Raw genomic sequence first — 15,237 nt, 5'->3', positions numbered from 1 at the left:
CATTTTAGAGATTTGTTTAAGATAAGATATAACTCATTGAGATGTGTCATAGTATTCGTCGTTAGAAAACAATTATTGTGACATTATTTCAATGAGTTATCTATTTTTGTCGTGTACAGAGAAAAATACTAATTGTTTGGTATTGATTCATTCTCTAAAAGATAAAGTTCATTAATTAGCATAAATTCGCGTATTTGCATTTTGTAGTGTTTATTGATTTCTCCGTGGGCGCGTTCCTTTCTATATGCTGTAAAAATGTGAGTGAACAAGCGTCCTATAGCATTTGATACCTCTTCATTATCTACATTCCACTTGTACATTGATTTATGTTTATCAGAAATGAATGCAGTCTTGAGCAGATTTGAAGAAAATAAATCTGTCTTGGTTTTGTGTCTAAGTATGTCTTCAAGTCTGGCATATGCTGTCATAATTGCATTGTTAGGCTCTTCCTTAAATTTTAAAGCTAAATCAAAAATACGAGGGTCGATAAGGTGATAGCTAAGCTCAATTGGATAATGTCGATCATTGATTTGTTGATATTCTAATGTTTCATAGATTGTATAAATATATTCATGAATACGTAAAGGGCGAACAAATTTACTTTCTAATATGTGTTTTACATCCGACTCTAAAATTAATGCTTTATTAACTTTCTTCATTAGTTTTTCGGAAATATTAACTTCTTCAATGTCTATTTGATGTTTCAGGAGAAGTTGAAGCGAAGATGCTAGACCTTTTGGACCCTCACCCATATAACCGGATGTAAATCCTGATCGGACTACGTAAGTATTTCTTTCAGAAATAATTAAGAATGCATGATATTGTTTATTTGATAGAAGGATAGCTTTTTCTATATTTTGTTGTGTTTGAAGTATAAATCCTAAAGCTTCTAAACAATCTTGTGTATAGCAAGTACCTAAATATTGTATTTTTTCTGAACCTTGAGTAAATAGAGTACTGAGCATTTTTAAGTAAATGATTTTATAGAATAAAATTAATATACATTAAAAAAACCCGCACTAGGCGGGTTTTTTTGCTGAATTAAATCAATCAAGCATTTTCGCGTGCAATTGCGCGGTAACCAATATCCTTACGGTATTGAACACCATCAAAAGTCACTTTTTGGCAAAGTTCCAAAGCTTTGGCTTGTGCTTCACCGATGGTATTGCCGAGTGCAGTTACGCAAAGCACACGACCACCAGCAGTCACAATTTCACCTTTTTCATTGGCTTTTGTACCTGCATGGAATACTTTTGTATCTACCATTTCAGTGTTTAAGCCTGAAATTACATCACCATTGCTTGAAGTTTCCGGATAACCTTTAGATGCCAGTACGATACCGACAGTCTTACGTTCATCCCATTCAGCGTCCGCAGGTAAGCTACCTGCAATACCTGCTTCAACCAGATCCACTAAAGATGATTTTAAACGCATCATGATAGGCTGGGTTTCAGGATCACCAAAACGACAGTTGAATTCGATCACTTTAGGTTGACCTTGTTCATCAATCATTAAGCCTGCATACAAGAAACCTGTATAGACATGACCATCAGCTTTCATGCCATCAACGGTTGGACGCATGACTTCTTTCATGACTTTTTCAAAAACGTCAGCAGTCACAACAGGAGCAGGAGAGTAAGCACCCATACCACCAGTGTTTGGACCTTGGTCACCTTCAAAGATACGTTTGTGATCTTGCGATGTTGCCATTGGCAAGATGTTGTCGCCATCAATCATACAAATGAAAGATGCTTCTTCACCTGCAAGGAACTCTTCGATCACAACGCGAGAACCAGCATCACCAAATTTGTTGCCAGCCAGCATGTCATCAATGGCATCAAATGCTTCTTGATTGGTCATGGCAACGATTACGCCTTTACCCGCAGCAAGACCATCGGCCTTGATTACGATTGGCGCACCATTTTTCTCAACAAATGCTTTGGCTGCATCTACTTCAGTAAATACGTCATAGAAAGCAGTAGGAATGTTGTGACGTTTTAAGAAGTGCTTGGCGAATGCTTTAGAGCCTTCAAGCTGTGCAGCAAATTGAGTTGGACCCCAGATTTTAAGCTCAGCCGCGCGGCAAGCATCGACTACACCATTTACCAGTGGTGCTTCAGGACCAACGACAATTAGATCAACTGCATTGTTTTTAGCAAAGTCGATAATTGCAGCATTGTCTAAAATATTTAACGCAACATTTTCGCATTTATTTTCTGTTGCAGTACCTGCATTACCCGGTGCTACAAATACTTTTGCGACTTTGTCATCTTGCGCGATTTTCCATGCCAAAGCATGTTCACGACCGCCATTACCCAAAACTAAAATATTCATCGGTTCATACTCCATGAATCGAAAATGACATAAAGTCCTCAACCTAAAAATAGGAGAGGACTTTATGCAAGATTAGAAATCTATTTGTCTAAATGTAGATGACTTTGTCATTACATTAATATCCAATCACTTAGTGACGGAAGTGACGCATGCCAGTGAAGACCATTGCAATACCAGCTTCGTCAGCAGCAGCAATTGTTTCTTCATCACGCATAGAACCACCCGGTTGGATAATGCATTTAATACCTGCTTTAGCAGCATTATCAATACCATCACGGAATGGGAAGAATGCATCAGACGCCATGACAGCACCTTCAACCACTAAGCCAGCATGTTCAGCTTTGATCGCAGCAATACGAGCAGAGTTTACACGGCTCATTTGACCTGCGCCGACACCAATGGTTTGACGGTTTTTCGCATAAACAATCGCGTTAGATTTTACATATTTCGCAACTTTCCAGGCGAAGATCATGTCATCGATTTCTTGCTCAGTCGGTGCACGTTTAGTCACAACTTTAAGATCATCTTTGGTGATCATACCCAAGTCTTGATCTTGAACCAGTAAACCACCGTTTACACGTTTGTAGTCAAGCTGTGCTTTACGCTCATCAATTGCTGGCAATTCACCACATACAAGAACACGGACGTTTTTCTTCGCACCAGTGATTTCAAGTACGCCTTCAGCTACGCTTGGCGCAATGATCACTTCAACGAATTGACGGTCAACAATCGCTTGCGCAGTTGCAACGTCTAATTCACGGTTGAATGCAATGATGCCACCGAATGCAGATTCAGGGTCAGTTGCATAAGCAAGATCATAAGCAGCTTTAATACCGTCAAGCGATACTGCAACGCCACACGGGTTCGCATGTTTTACAATCACACAAGCAGGCTTCGCAAATGATTTCACACATTCAAGTGCTGCATCTGTATCTGCAATGTTGTTGTAAGAAAGTTCTTTACCTTGCAGCTGTTTCGAAGTTGAAACAGAAGCTTCTGTTGCATTAGCTTCTACATAGAAAGCAGCAGCTTGATGTGGGTTTTCACCGTAACGAAGGTCTTGGGCTTTATTCAATTGAGTATTGAAAGTACGTGCAAATTTGTCTGCTTGACCTTCTTCTTTACCTACGCGAGCGCCTAAGTAAGAAGCGATCATGCCGTCATATTGTGCAGTGTGTTCAAATGCTTTCACCGCTAAGTCGAAGCGAGTTGCATAAGACAATGCACCTTCAGCTTTAAGCTCGGCAACTACAGTCGCATAGTCAGCAGCATTTACAACAATACCTACAGATGCATGGTTTTTCGCAGCTGCACGAACCATAGTAGGACCACCGATGTCGATGTTTTCAATTGCATCAGCCAGTGAACAGTTTGGTTTTGCTACAGTTGCAGCAAATGGGTAAAGGTTCACCACAACCAGATCGATGGCATCGATGTTGTGTTCAGCCATTACAGCTTCGTCTAGACCACGACGAGCGAGGATACCACCATGGATTTTCGGGTGAAGTGTTTTTACACGTCCGTCCATCATCTCTGGGAAACCGGTGTGCTCTGAAACTTCAACTACAGCGATATTGTTGTCTTTTAAAAGTTTGTAAGTACCGCCAGTAGATAAAATTTCTACCCCAAGAGCAGCAAGGTCTTGTGCAAATTCGACAATGCCGGTTTTGTCAGAAACAGAGATTAAAGCACGTTTAATAGTCATGATGTCGTCACAGTTATCAAGAATTAAATCAAAAAGCTAAATAGCAGGCCAAAAAAAATGCCTGCGGAAACCGCAAGCATTTTATCACTTATTCACTCATTAAACCGTGAGCTTTTAACTTTTTGCGCAAAGTACCACGGTTAAGGCCTAGAATTTCAGCAGCGCGGGTTTGGTTGCCGCGAGTGTATTCTAAAACAACAGATAAAAGAGGTTTCTCCATTTCTGCCAGCACCATGTCATACACCTGAGAGGGTTGCTCGCCTTGCAATTGTGCAAAGTAATGGCGAACTGCGCGATCTACGTGAATACGAAGAGCGACATCAGATTGTGCAGTAAAAATAGGAGACTTGCTATTCATGCGAATTAATCCGAAAAATCAAATATCACTTGGGTAAAGAGATATATAAAAGTGGTCTATAGAAATTCAATGAACCCCGTTTTAGATCCTAAAACGGAAGTTCTAAAACTTGATCATTTAGCTTGCCACAACTCGACGTTTTTGATCGAAATTTAAGCGTAACAATAGATTAATATTTGTTACCACCCAAAATCAAAACAAAAAAATCTACTCAATACGCTATATTTAATAAAGCGCATTTCAGTTAGACAATTTTGTTGTAAAAATTTTCGAGGAGTTTGCAGCACTAAGCTTTCGTGGCGCGTATGATAGCATTGTCTAAGAAAAAGTGAGCAAGAAAACTACATTTTTTTTACATTTTTTTGTATTTTTTAATAGTTTTTTTCAATGTTACGGGCGAATTATTTCTAAACTATAAGTGTCAAAGCTTTTGCGTGGCATAGGAACGCTAAATTTGAATTTAAAAGGACTATTCTGGGGAATTCGTTGAATTCCTTGCAGACTCGTAATCAGATATTCAGAAGGCTTAAAGGAATAGGTCGAGATGGTTTCCCCATTTGCTTTCAGATCCACCCTGATCATTGGAAGAGCCAGGCTTTGAGTATGATAGTTAATTAGTTCTCCGCTAAACTGGGTTTCTTGTTTGGAAATTTGTTTAACCTTTAACTTGTTGGTAGAGAGTAGTCGATAATTTTCTTCCATAACCGAACATTTAAGTGCCTGACATGCTGTATTAAACAAAGCACTGAATACTGGGCTATTGTTTAAAATTTTCGGATTAAACCAGAAAAACTGAAAAACAAGCAAGCTGACTAAACATAAGTTGATTGTTCCCCATAAAACATAATGCCGCGCACCATATTTTTTCTCTTGTTCAGCTTTTTCTGACCAGTTTAGTGTGGGGTAGTTGCCAATCGGTTCTGTACTAAAATAATTCAAGTTATTGAGATAAGTTTTTAAATCGATATTCGAGTTTTCAACTTTATGATCGAAAATATCCAATAAATGTTTTACCGGTTTCTGTTCTGTAATGAACTGTTCTTTAATGAATGCATTGGATAAAGAAGTTTGTTTGGCTGGATCTAAAGAGGGAGTTGCTTGAGGGAGAGAAAAAGCCTCTTCTTTCTCTACGACCAGATGACTCAATGCATTAAAGTTGGTTGAGCATTTGGCACAACAAACCATGCCGCGAGCAACTGTAAGTTGAGCCACAGAGACTTTGTACTTGGTAAAACAGTTGGGGCAGCAGGTTTGTTTTTCGCTCATAGTCTATTCATGATTAGCAGGGGTATTTTTGCGTTTACCCGAAATTCGACACCAATGTTCGTCACGTTTTTCGACTTGCAGTATATCAAAAAATTCAGAATAAACACTAGAAACATCAGCAACTTGCTCTTCTAATATGCCGGCAAGTGCGAACTCCCCCTCAGATTTAACCAAAGTTGCGAATTCAGGCGCAAGCTCCATTAAGGGACCTGCCAGAATGTTGGCAACAAACACATCTGCTTTCTGATTTTTCAGCTCTTTATTGAACTCTTCAGGTAGTCCAACATACAGATTTTCAAGTACACCATTCAATTCTGCATTTTGTTTGGTTGCCAGTACAGCTTGTGGGTCAATATCGGTAGCATAGACTTTTTTTGCGCCCAGTAATAAAGCGGCAACCCCTAAAATGCCTGAACCACAACCATAATCGATGACAATTTTATCTTTGAGATCGACTTTGCCGAGCCATTGCAGGCAAAGGAAAGTTGAGGCATGGTTACCGGTACCAAAAGCCAGACCTGGGTCAAGCTTGATATTTACTGCATCGGCTTCAGGAGCTTCCATCCATTCAGGTACAATCCAGTATTTCTCGCCAATTTGAATAGGCTCATAGGTATCCATCCAGGTACGTTCCCATTCTTGGTCTTCAAGAAACTCGTAACGTAATGGTGCTTCAGGCATCTGTGCAGTAATAAAGGTAATGAGGGCATCTACATCAATTTCTTCATCATCTTCCTGCGCATAGATACCGGTTACAATGACTTTATTCCACAGAGGCGTTTCACCTGGAAGTGGTTCAAGCAAGTCCTGATTTTCAGCATCGTCTAAAGTTACGCTCACTGCACCCAATGAACTTAATAATGTTTCAGTAAAATCGACTTGAGCCTGCTCAACAGTAATATGAATTTGTAACCACTTCACGGAGATAACCTAAATTTGTGTTTTTAAAAATGCCATTGTAACGGAACTCAGGCTGAAACCACTATATATTGATGAAAACTATCTTGAAAAAGCAAAAGAAGCAGTTTGCACTCTTTATTTACAGAAGCGAAATCAGGGCGTTATAGCCGCTGGATGAGCTGCGAATTTATTTAATAACATGCCGAATAATGTGGCAAAAATATACATAAAAATAGTGTAAATTCCTGCGGGAATGGCAATGGTGGTATTTGATAACACGGAAAGTGCAATAGTAAGCGCCATGCCTGTGTTGTGAATTCCTACTTCAAATGTACATGCGCGTGCCTGTTTGTCGGAAATTCCAGATAAATGTGGAACTAGATAACCCACTAAAAAACTGATGAGGCAAAACAGCGCGATGGCAACCCCAATCTCGGAAAAGTATTCGGTGACATTGAATCGTTCTTTATAAAGGGCATACAAGAAAATCGAAAATAAAAAAATTACTGAACATAATCGCATGGGTTTGTTGAGTTGCAATGCAGTGTTGGGGGTAAGTGAACGAATCAACATACCCAAACAAACCGGAACAAAAATAATTAAAAAGACTTGGGTTATTTTTTCAATAGGCATGGCAACACTTTGCGACTCACCTAAAAAATAATGCATGGATAAATTGACAATAAACGGCAGGGTAAAGGTACAGATAATAGAATTAAGGGCTGTAAGGGTGAGGTTTAACGCCACATCTCCCTTGAAAATATAGCTAATCAAATTTGCTGTAGGGCCACCAGGAGAAGCGGCAAGCAACATTAAGCCAATCGCTAAAAGTGGAGAAGGCTTAAATAAAATACAGATAAAAAATGCCACGCCAACCAAAATGACTTGTTGCGAAAATAAAGCTAAAAAAATAGCTTTAGGGTGATGACGGATACGAAGAAAATCTTTAACTGTGAGTTCAAGCCCTAAACCAATCATCATAAAAGCAAGTATAAGAGGTAAAAAAAGGGTAAAGAGACCTGAATCCATTGAATATCCTTTATTGTTTTTATCCTTTGATATCCGTAGAGTTTAAACAAGATTTTTAAATAAGCAATATATGAAACGGGTAAAACCTAGGTATTTTACCCGTTAATAATTTTAATAAAATTAACATTTTATGGTGATTATTGTGGTTGCATCTCAGGTTTTGGCTGCATTTGAGGCTGGGTTTGCATTTCTGGTTGAGCATGCTGCATCTGCATTTGGGGTTGAGAAGAAGGACGAGGAGCCATAAAACCTAAAGTACATTTACCTTTAACTTCAGTCCCGTTGATGTTTACAGTTGTTGCACCGGTATCTCCGCTACATGCACTGGTTAACTCAGGTTCATCTCCTGCGATGGACGAATTTTTTACTGAAGGAAAGAATTGAGGTTCACAGGTACCATTCCAGATAATACCTCGATATGCAAAACTCACCTGTGCACCCTGACTTTTACCTTTACACGCCTTTTGGTACCTTTGAGTATCATATACCTTTTCGACCTTATCATTTGCTGAAGCTGCAAATGGCGCAAGACATAAACCACAGAGTATGGATGAGAGGAAAATATTCTTATTCATCTTTTATACCTTTGTTCGTAATGTATTCAATCTATAGATTAAAAAGTAATCAAATTTAAACAATGCTAATCAAGTAAAAAAATTTACTTAAATGTTTCATTTCTATAGCGAGTCTGAAAAGCGGAATTACATTGCAACATTAAAAGGTTAAAAATCTCTTCAATCTTCTTCAAGAAATTCGACTCATTTTGTCAACTTATTTTGTTCAGTTTTGATATAATACTCCGTCATCATTTTTTATCTCTCAAACCATTATGCATTATCCTAAAGTTTACGATGTCATTGTTATCGGTGGCGGTCACGCAGGTACCGAAGCAGCCCTTGCTGCAGCGCGTATGGGTCGACAGACTCTGCTCTTGACTCACAACATTGAGACTTTAGGGCAGATGAGCTGTAACCCGGCCATTGGTGGTATTGGTAAATCACATCTGGTTCGTGAAATTGATGCTTTGGGCGGTGCAATGGCATTGGCTGCCGATAAAGGTGGTATTCAGTTCCGTATCCTGAATTCACGTAAAGGTGCTGCAGTACGTGCAACACGTGCCCAAGCTGACCGTGTACGTTTTAAAGCTGCAATTCGTCATACTCTGGAAAATCAGGCGAATCTGGATATTTTCCAGCAAGCGGCAGATGACCTGATTGTTGAAGGCGATACCGTTAAAGGTGTTGTGACCCAAATGGGCATCCGCTTTGATGCTAAAACTGTCGTGTTGACGACCGGTACTTTCTTGGGTGGTGTGATTCACATCGGCTTGAATAATGCCTCTGGTGGTCGTGCCGGTGATCCTCCATCTATTGCATTGGCTGCACGCTTACGTGAATTAAACTTGCCTGTAGGTCGTTTAAAAACAGGTACGCCACCGCGTATTGATGCACGTTCAGTAGATTTTTCTGTCATGACTCCGCAGCCGGGGGATTTCCCGTCTCCGACCATGTCATTCATGGGTGATGCATCCATGCATCCGGAACAGATCAACTGCTATATTACGCATACCAATGAACGCACGCATGACATCATTCGTGGAGGACTTGACCGTTCACCAATGTATACCGGTGTGATTGAAGGCGTAGGTCCACGTTACTGCCCATCGATTGAAGATAAAATTCACAAATTTGCCGATAAAGATTCGCACCAGGTATTCCTTGAGCCAGAAGGCCTGGATACCCATGAGCTTTATCCAAACGGTATTTCAACATCGCTTCCATTTGATGTGCAGTTTGAATTGGTGCGCTCAATTCGTGGTATGGAGAATGCACATATTCTTCGTCCGGGTTATGCCATTGAATATGACTATTTTAACCCGCAAGCCTTGAAATTCTCATTGGAAACTAAAGCCATCAATAACCTGTACTTTGCAGGTCAAATTAATGGTACAACCGGTTATGAAGAAGCAGGTGCGCAAGGTTTGTTGGCAGGTTTGAATGCGGCACGCCGTGCATGGGATCAGGAGCAATGGACACCTAAACGTGATGAAGCATACATGGGTGTGCTTGTAGATGACCTGATTACACTTGGTACCAAAGAACCGTACCGCATGTTTACTTCACGTGCCGAATACCGTTTGATGCTGCGCGAAGACAATGCGGATCAGCGTTTAACGCCAATTGGTCGTGAAATGGGTCTGGTGGATGATGCGCGCTGGGAATCTTACTGTGAAAAAATGGAAGCGGTAGAAACAGAAAAAGGTCGTTTACAACACCTTTGGGCTGCGCCAAACAACCCGATGGGTAAAAAATTCGTTGAAATGACCGGTGCAGATCTGTCTAAAGAATGTTCTGCTATTGATTTGTTGAAACGTCCTAACATTAGCTTCGCTCAAATTGCAGAACTCACGGGTTCAGAAGTTTCTGCCTTTGTCGGTGAGCAAATTGAAATTGCAGTGAAATACGAAGGTTATATCAACCGTCAGCAAGAAGATGTGGCGCAAATGAAGCGTCTGGAAGAAACTCGTATTCCAGCAGACTTTGATTATGATGTAGTTTCAGGTTTATCGCGTGAAATTACGCTTAAATTGAAAGATGTTCGTCCTGAAACGCTTGCTCAAGCAGGTCGTATTCCGGGTGTAACGCCTGCAGCTGTTCAGCTTGTGATGATTACCATTCGTAAGAACAATCAGGCGAAAAAAACTGCTTAATACAATGTGAGTCAAGTTGATAAAAAGCCCGCACTATGCGGGCTTTTTATCATTTAATTTTAAACTATTACTTTTGACTATGGTTTGATCATAAATAACTACCAAAATTATAAGTATTTGAAAATATGAAATAATAAATAAAATTAAGATCTATTATGTCTATTTGTTTAATCTTTTATGTCTAATTTGAATGATTTTCTTTGAGGTAGCGCACATTAAACCCGACCATTGTAGTGGTATTTATTTCAACAGATTGATCTGAAAATAGTGAAGCAAATTGCTGTGGGCTAATTTGCTTAATATGGACGGAGTTCAATCATGGCACAAATACAAACAGGTAAAATGCAGAAATTCTTAACAGTATTTTTGTGTTTTTGGGTCGCATTTTTTGAAGGTTTTGATCTTCAGGCTCCCGGTATTGCCGCAAAAGGAATTGCTGAAACATTTGCTCTAGACCAGGTGCAAATGGGCTATGTATTTAGTTTGGGTGTTTTTGGTATGTTGTTTGGTGCGTTCTTTGGTGGACGTGTTGCCGACTTTTTGGGTCAGAAGAAAGTTTTAATGCTTTCAATTGCAATTTTCGGCCTATTTATGTCGCTTACTGCGATCGCGCCGAGTATGGAAATTTTATATGCAGCGCGCTTTTTTACCGGCTTAGGCTTGGGTGCTGCGATGCCAACCATGATTTCTGTGGTGGGTGATGAGGCGACTGAAGCCAATCGCGGCAAGCTGAACAGCTTAATGTATTGCGGATTACCGGTAGGCGCAATTTTTGTTGCAGGCCTGGCTATCTTATTTAAAGATATTTCTTGGCATACTCTATTTTTGATTGGTGGCTTAACCCCTTTAGTTCTGCTGCCATTCATGGCGATTATTCTTAAAGACAAGCCTAAGAAAATCGCTGTTGAGCAAGCTGCAGATGAAGCTGTTCCGGGTATGGTTGAGGTGCTATTTAAAAACCAGCAATATAAATATACCATGCCGCTTTGGGTGGGTTTTTTCTTTACCCTGATGATCAATTATATTTTGATTAGCTGGTTACCTAATTTGCTTATGGAACAAGGTTTGGAAAAACCACAGGCTTTTATGGTGATGCTGGTATTCCAGGTAGGTGCTGTAATTGGTACTCTGGCTTTGGGTTATTTGCTGGACCGTTTAAAACTGTGGCAAATGGCGGTGATTATCTATAGTGGTTTATTTATTGCCCTTGTACTGTTATTTACCTCTAGCTCTATTCCAGTACTTGTTTTGGCAGGCTTTATGGGCGGGATTTTCTCGACAGGCGGACAATCGATTCTGTATGGCATTTCACCGATTTTCTATTCGGGTACAGGTAAAGTCACAGGCGTGGGTAGTGCGATTTCTTTGGGTCGATTAGGTGCAATGACTGGGCCGTTACTGACAGGAAAAATTTTAGCGATCGGCTTGGGAACAACAGGGATTTTAATGGCCAGTTTACCTGCTGTGGCTATCTCGGCAGTAGCGGTGACTGCACTCTCACATTATAAAGCAGCACATAAATAAAAGCATAAGGCTATGAAAAAAGGGGGAATCTTGAGGATTCCCTTTTTTTATTAAGTATTTTAAGCATTCACTTTACTTGAGTTTGTTAATATAGCCGGATAGAAAACTGAATTTAAAATGTTATGAGCTATCAACTGATCGAACTCGATATTCAAGCCACAGATAATATCCAATGTCCACACTGTCAGCAGCACGTGATCAATTGGGCTGAAGAACAATATATACAACCCTGTGAACATGTCTTGTTTATCGCTATGGATATTGGCTTTGAATATATCACGGATGAATTCGAACACACCATGCTGCGCTCTGTAGATGATCTGCATGCCCATGATGACCAGGTGAATATGTGGGCCGAAATTATCCAAGCTACGTATCCCGATTATCTGATTTTTAAATCTGATCTGGGGGCTGAAGGCTATTTTCGTTATGTGGGTTTTACTGCGTAAGTATTTACTAGGTGAAAATACAATAATAAAAAAGCGCCTTTAGGCGCTTTTTTATGGATAGAAAAGTTTAGCTTTCGATTTCTTCTTCTACATCATCATCGGCAGTATCCATACCCAGCTCTTTCAATTTTCGGGTCAGGGTATTGCGTCCCCAGCCCAGTAATTCAGCTGCATGACGTTTACGCCCGCGGGTTTGCTGCAAAGCGGCAGTAATTAGCGTGCGTTCAAACATTGGTGTGGCAATGTCCAGAATCTTCATTTCACCATTTTTCAGTTTCTGGATGGCCCATTGACCCAATAACTCATCCCAATGATGTAGGGAAATACGGTCAAAGGTGTTGTGTGGTTGTGTATCTTCGGCTGAGCGCTGAATTGGAATCTGTTTCAGTTCTGAAGGCAGGTCTTCAGGATAAACTTCACGTCCGGTAATCATGACAGTCAGCCAGCGACAGGTATTTTCTAACTGACGCACGTTGCCTTGCCAGGGTAGCTGTTGCATATATTCCTGGGTTTCAGGGCGCAAGATTTTAGGATTGACACCCAATTCTTTACCCGCGCGAGCCAAGAAGTGCTGCGCCAGCATAGGAATGTCTTCGCGACGATGGGCCAGTTTTGGAATATGAATACGGATCACATTTAGACGGTGATACAAGTCTTCACGGAAGCGTCCGTCATGCACCAGTTTTTCCAGATCCTGATGGGTTGCTGCAACAATACGTACATCGACCTTAACCGGGATATGTCCACCGACACGATAGAACTCGCCATCTGCCAGAACACGCAGTAAACGGGTTTGGGTTTCAAATGGCATGTCACCAATTTCATCTAGAAACAGGGTGCCACCATTGGCTTGCTCGAAACGGCCTTGGCGCTGTGAGTTGGCACCAGTAAAAGCACCTTTTTCATGACCGAAAAGTTCGGTTTCAATCAGGTCTTTAGGAATGGCTGCCATATTTAAAGCAATAAAAGGTTTGCTGCTGCGTGGAGAATGGCGGTGTAACGCATGCGCGACCAGCTCTTTACCAGTTCCCGATTCACCATTGATCAATACGGTAATGTGTGACTGGGATAAACGGCCAATCGCGCGAAACACTTCCTGCATGGCAGGAGATTCACCAATAATTTCAGTCGATTGAATGGCCGGGGTGACTTTGGCAGATTCCTGCTGCTGTAATTTGGCAATATGCAGGATGGCACGGTTGACCAGTGCCAGCGCTTCATCAATATCAAAGGGTTTTGGCAGATATTCAAAAGCACCGGTTTGATAGCTGGATACGGCAGATTCCAGATCTGAATGCGCGGTCATGATAATAACCGGTAAATCAGGATGGGTGCCTTTGACTTTGCCCAGGAAAGTCAGACCATCGATGCCAGGCATACGAATGTCAGTTAAAATAACATCAGGTGCATCTATGCTGAGCTGATCCAGTGCAGACTGTGCCTCTTCAAAACTGGTCACGTCAAAGCCTTCTTCTTTGAAGGTTTTTTCCAAAACCCAGCGCATGGCACGATCATCATCAATGACCCATATTTTATTTCGCGACATGGTTAGACTCCCAAGGTAAATATAAGCTAAATACTGTTTTTCCTGGAATAGATTGGCATTCAATCATTCCGTTATGTTGGTGCATAATATTCTGTGCAATGCTCAGGCCCAGTCCGGTGCCTTTAGCACGTCCTGTGACCAGTGGATAAAATACCGATTCTAAAATTTCTTCCGGAACGCCGGGACCGTTGTCTTCAATATCAATACGGACTGCAGAACGTTTTAATACCCCATTAATGGTGACCAGGCGCTGAATCCGGGTTCTTAAAATCAGTTCCGGTTGATGATCAACAAAGAATTCCCTGTTTTCCATCATGGCCTGTACGGCATTGACACTGATATTGAGCATGACCTGAATCAGCTGGTCGCGATCTGCCATTACTTCAGGCAAGGACAGATCGTAGTCGCGGGTAATTTTGATTTTCTTTTTGGTCTGGTTGGTAATCAGTGAACGTACACGTTCCAGAGGCTCATGCACATTGACCAGTTCATAACTTGGTAACTGGCGGGAGCCGAGCATGGTGTCGGCCAGATTGCGCAAACGGTCTACTTCACTAATAATAATGTCGGTAAATTCTTTGTATTGCGGGTCATTCAGGCTGCGCGCCAGTAATTGGGTAGCACCACGAATGCCGCCTAAGGGGTTTTTGATTTCATGGGCGACACCACGAATCAGTTGTCGTGCTACCTGATGCTGCTGAATCAGGTTTTCTTCTTTGGATATTTTCAGCATCCGGTCAATTTGATTCAGCTCAATCAAGAGGAGCGGATGATAGGGTTTCTGTGAATTAATCAGAGATACGGTGTAATCGACATGAATATCTTTAAAATTGACACTAATGGTGGCTTCGCGACGGGTATAGGGTTGGCCGGTTGTAAAGGTATTGAGCAAGGCTTCTTCAGTATTGAACTCATCATCCGGCATATGCAGCAAATTTAACACCGGCTGTCCCGCCGCCCGCAGTAAACTGATGTCGAACAAGGATTCGCAAGAAGAATTCAAATAAAAAATATTCAGGTTACTGTCGACCAATAAAACTGCAGTGGTTAAATTATCCACTAAAAGGCGATAGTCGATAGCGACGGGTTGATCCATTTGCGAAAGCATCCTGTATTAAAATAGCGCAATGGCATCTGCACTTCTTTTCATTTCTCCCTGTTATGGGACATTCAACGAGTTAAACGTGGTCGAAATAAAGCAAAATGCACGCCAACTTTGAGCATGGGGGTAAATATAAATTTTGCCGCTATAAAACTGTGCTTTTTTGTTTTTGATAACAGAATTCCAATTTCATAGTAATAGAAATATAATTATTAGTGAACCAAAATGGTGCGTTTGAATTATTTGCTAAAAATATAGCCGTATTTTGGTGCGTAATACAAAGAGTCGGGATTCCACCTGTTTTTATGATTGGA

Annotated in this window: 13 protein-coding genes; 3 read left to right on the top strand and 10 right to left on the bottom strand. The window is 40.9% G+C overall.

From position 1 onward, the window contains the following. Positions 1 to 128 precede the first annotated feature (128 nt). The 8 genes from FTU91_RS05575 to FTU91_RS05540 all read right to left on the bottom strand — a co-directional run bounded on the left by FTU91_RS05575 (position 129) and on the right by FTU91_RS05540 (position 8,167). A complete protein-coding gene (locus tag FTU91_RS05575) occupies positions 129 to 965 on the bottom strand; it encodes a TIGR02391 family protein (protein ID WP_180043647.1) in 837 nt (278 codons plus the stop codon). 85 nt (positions 966 to 1,050) lie between these two features. After that, positions 1,051 to 2,334, bottom strand: a complete 1,284-nt coding sequence (gene purD / locus FTU91_RS05570; protein ID WP_180043645.1) for a phosphoribosylamine--glycine ligase — start codon at positions 2,332 to 2,334, stop codon at positions 1,051 to 1,053. A 130-nt stretch (positions 2,335 to 2,464) separates the two neighbouring features. After that, positions 2,465 to 4,039, bottom strand: a complete 1,575-nt coding sequence (gene purH, locus FTU91_RS05565) for a bifunctional phosphoribosylaminoimidazolecarboxamide formyltransferase/IMP cyclohydrolase (protein ID WP_180043643.1) — start codon at positions 4,037 to 4,039, stop codon at positions 2,465 to 2,467. Positions 4,040 to 4,127: 88 nt separating this feature from the next. Then, a complete protein-coding gene (fis, locus tag FTU91_RS05560; protein ID WP_001086304.1) occupies positions 4,128 to 4,397 on the bottom strand; it encodes a DNA-binding transcriptional regulator Fis in 270 nt (89 codons plus the stop codon). A gap of 390 nt (positions 4,398 to 4,787) precedes the next feature. Then, entirely contained in the window at positions 4,788 to 5,663 is an 876-nt protein-coding gene (locus FTU91_RS05555) for a DUF3426 domain-containing protein (RefSeq protein WP_180043641.1), read from the bottom strand. 3 nt (positions 5,664 to 5,666) lie between these two features. Then, the gene (gene prmA / locus FTU91_RS05550; RefSeq protein WP_180043639.1) at positions 5,667 to 6,584 is read right to left on the bottom strand and encodes a 50S ribosomal protein L11 methyltransferase; all 918 of its coding nucleotides are present in this window, start codon (positions 6,582 to 6,584) and stop codon (positions 5,667 to 5,669) included. Between the two features lie 132 nt (positions 6,585 to 6,716). Continuing rightward, a complete protein-coding gene (locus FTU91_RS05545; protein ID WP_180043624.1) occupies positions 6,717 to 7,592 on the bottom strand; it encodes a bile acid:sodium symporter family protein in 876 nt (291 codons plus the stop codon). A gap of 137 nt (positions 7,593 to 7,729) precedes the next feature. Continuing rightward, on the bottom strand, positions 7,730 to 8,167 hold the full coding sequence (locus tag FTU91_RS05540) for a hypothetical protein (protein ID WP_180043622.1): 438 nt from the start codon (positions 8,165 to 8,167) through the stop codon (positions 7,730 to 7,732). 254 nt (positions 8,168 to 8,421) lie between these two features. Between FTU91_RS05540 and mnmG the strand changes: the two genes are divergently transcribed. From mnmG to FTU91_RS05525, 3 genes are all read left to right on the top strand, one after another. Continuing rightward, complete coding sequence (gene mnmG, locus FTU91_RS05535) at positions 8,422 to 10,302, top strand: tRNA uridine-5-carboxymethylaminomethyl(34) synthesis enzyme MnmG (RefSeq protein WP_180043620.1); 1,881 nt, start codon at positions 8,422 to 8,424, stop codon at positions 10,300 to 10,302. Positions 10,303 to 10,620: 318 nt separating this feature from the next. After that, on the top strand, positions 10,621 to 11,826 hold the full coding sequence (gene mhpT / locus FTU91_RS05530) for a 3-(3-hydroxy-phenyl)propionate transporter MhpT (protein WP_180043618.1): 1,206 nt from the start codon (positions 10,621 to 10,623) through the stop codon (positions 11,824 to 11,826). A gap of 122 nt (positions 11,827 to 11,948) precedes the next feature. Next, the gene (locus FTU91_RS05525) at positions 11,949 to 12,275 is read left to right on the top strand and encodes a hypothetical protein (protein WP_086196401.1); all 327 of its coding nucleotides are present in this window, start codon (positions 11,949 to 11,951) and stop codon (positions 12,273 to 12,275) included. A gap of 67 nt (positions 12,276 to 12,342) precedes the next feature. On the opposite strand, the gene glnG is transcribed toward FTU91_RS05525, so the two are convergent. Together glnG and glnL are read right to left on the bottom strand one after the other, a co-directional pair. Further along, on the bottom strand, positions 12,343 to 13,821 hold the full coding sequence (gene glnG, locus FTU91_RS05520; RefSeq protein ID WP_086196400.1) for a nitrogen regulation protein NR(I): 1,479 nt from the start codon (positions 13,819 to 13,821) through the stop codon (positions 12,343 to 12,345). Next, positions 13,808 to 14,917 (bottom strand): nitrogen regulation protein NR(II), encoded by a 1,110-nt coding sequence (gene glnL / locus FTU91_RS05515; RefSeq protein ID WP_086196399.1) that lies wholly within the window; start codon positions 14,915 to 14,917, stop codon positions 13,808 to 13,810. Before glnL ends, glnG begins: the two co-directional genes overlap by 14 nt. Between the last annotated feature and the right edge of the window lie 320 nt (positions 14,918 to 15,237).

Origin of the sequence: Acinetobacter sp. YH12201, from assembly GCF_013418145.1 — a bacterium.
GTDB lineage: Bacteria > Pseudomonadota > Gammaproteobacteria > Pseudomonadales > Moraxellaceae > Acinetobacter.
This window is presented reverse-complemented; position numbering and strand designations above follow the sequence as displayed.